This is a genomic window from Clostridium thailandense (assembly GCF_019207025.1).
Lineage (GTDB): Bacteria > Bacillota > Clostridia > Clostridiales > Clostridiaceae > Clostridium_AM > Clostridium_AM thailandense.
In genome coordinates this window covers 1-1,988 of sequence record NZ_JAEEGC010000214.1, presented here as the reverse complement: position 1 = coordinate 1,988, position 1,988 = coordinate 1, and the positions used below count along the sequence as shown (strand labels likewise).

The following is a 1,988-nucleotide window of genomic DNA, read 5'->3' as shown; positions in this document are numbered from 1 at the left end:
TGTCCTCTGTCCTCTGTCAACTGTCCTCTAAAAAACACTTCGCATTTTTTTAAAATTGCAAAAGTTAAGATACTTATTTTTTAATATGTTTTTTATTTTTATACTTCCATAACCTTTAAATTTTCATCAATTATTAATTCTGCTTCTGTAGCGACTTTAATTTGTTCCACTGTATATTCAAAGTTATATTCCTTTAATACGATCCCCTTATCTGTAATCTCCATTACTCCCATTTCAGTTACAATTAGACTTACTTTTCCCACCGCTGTGAGTGGTAAGGTACATTCCTTTAATATTTTTGGAGCGCCTTTAGCTGTATGAGTCATTGCAATAATAACTTTTTTTGCTCCACTTACTAAATCCATGGCACCACCCATACCAGGAACCATTTTTCCTGGAACCATGAAATTTGCTAAGTTGCCCTTTTCATCTACTTCTAGAGAACCTAAAACAGTAGCATCTACATGTCCACCCCTAATAATTCCAAAGGATGTGGCACTGTCAAAGAATGCAGCTCCTTTTACTACAGTAACAGGCTGTCCGCCAGCATTTACAATGTCTTTATCTTCTTTGCCCTCTTCAGGTACTGAACCTAAACCTACAAAACCATTTTCAGATTGAAATACCACATTTATACCTTCTGGCAGATAATTAGCAACCATAGTTGGAAGACCTATACCTAAATTTACTACATCTCCGTCTTTTAATTCCTTTGCCACTCTCTTTGCTATAAACTCTTTTATATTCTTGCTATCCATTATTTTCCACCTCCAACAATGTAATCTACAAATATTCCAGGTGTCATTACATGATTTGGATCTAATTCTCCAACCTCAACAACCTTTTCAGCACCTACTATTACTAAATCAGCAGCAGTTGCAATTAATGGATTAAAGTTTCTTGTAGAACCGTTATAATAAGTGTTCCCTGATTTATCTACAACAGAACCGCCTACTAAGGCTATATCTGCTCTTAATGGTAATTCTAAAATATATTCTTTAGCTCCAACTTTTACTTTTTCTTTTCCTTCTTCTACAATAGTTCCAACTCCTGTTTCTGTTAAGAAACCACCTATACCTGCACCACCACATCTAATTTGCTCTGCCAATGTTCCCTGTGGTATTAAATCAACTATCATTTCTTTGTTATTCATTTGTCTGCCAGTCTCAGGGTTAAGTCCTATATGAGAAGCTATAACTTTTTTAACTCTTTTATTTTTAACAAGCTTCCCTATTCCTTTATCCGGAAACCCTGTATCGTTAGCGATAATCGTTAAATCCTTTACACCTTTTTCTATTATTGCATCAATTAACATTTCTGGAGTCCCTGCTGTCATAAAACCTCCAATCATCAAAGTCATTCCATCTTTTATGCAGCCCACTGCTTCATTAACACTTACGATTTTATTAACCATATTATCCTTCTCCTTATTAAATTTTCTAAATGAATAAAATTATCGTTTCTTTATCCTTTTAAAACATACGCTAATTTATAAAGCAAAATTGATGCCAATAAAATAGAAGCCCGTATATAAAGGATTGTTTATTCAGGGTAAAAAAAAGTGTAGTTAATATACCACAATTTTTTCTAGGAATTGTAGTAATATAAAACATTTTCATCACTTATATTTGGAGGATGAATTAGTGTAATCATGAATTATTAATGTACTATCAATAATTTTCTTTTCCTGAAAATTTCGCTTTTTTTATAAAAAAACAGCCTTCTATGATATTTGATTTCTCATAGAAAGCTGTACTTATAGATTTTCTTTATTATATAGAACGCCTCTACAAATGCCTAATATAGATATCCGAACCAGACACTTAACTTATACGGAGGGATATATTTACATTCTGGAAGACACATTTAAATACTTTTGCTACAAGTCTTAGCTCATATTTTTGAAAAAGCTTAGAAGATTTGATTGGTTGAGCACAGCGAGTTATCATAGATTCTTAGCTTTTTTAAAAATATGGGCTTGAGACTTG

General features: G+C 32.7%; 2 protein-coding genes. Both read right to left on the bottom strand.

The window, feature by feature from the left end:
* Nucleotides 1-98 precede the first annotated feature (98 nt).
* Nucleotides 99-758, bottom strand: coding sequence for a 3-oxoacid CoA-transferase subunit B (locus I6U48_RS28610; RefSeq protein ID WP_218323920.1), 660 nt, complete (start codon nt 756-758; stop codon nt 99-101).
* Complete coding sequence (locus tag I6U48_RS28605) at nt 758-1,414, bottom strand: CoA transferase subunit A (protein WP_218323919.1); 657 nt, start codon at nt 1,412-1,414, stop codon at nt 758-760. The genes I6U48_RS28610 and I6U48_RS28605 overlap by 1 nt, the downstream gene beginning before the upstream one ends.
* Between the last annotated feature and the right edge of the window lie 574 nt (nt 1,415-1,988).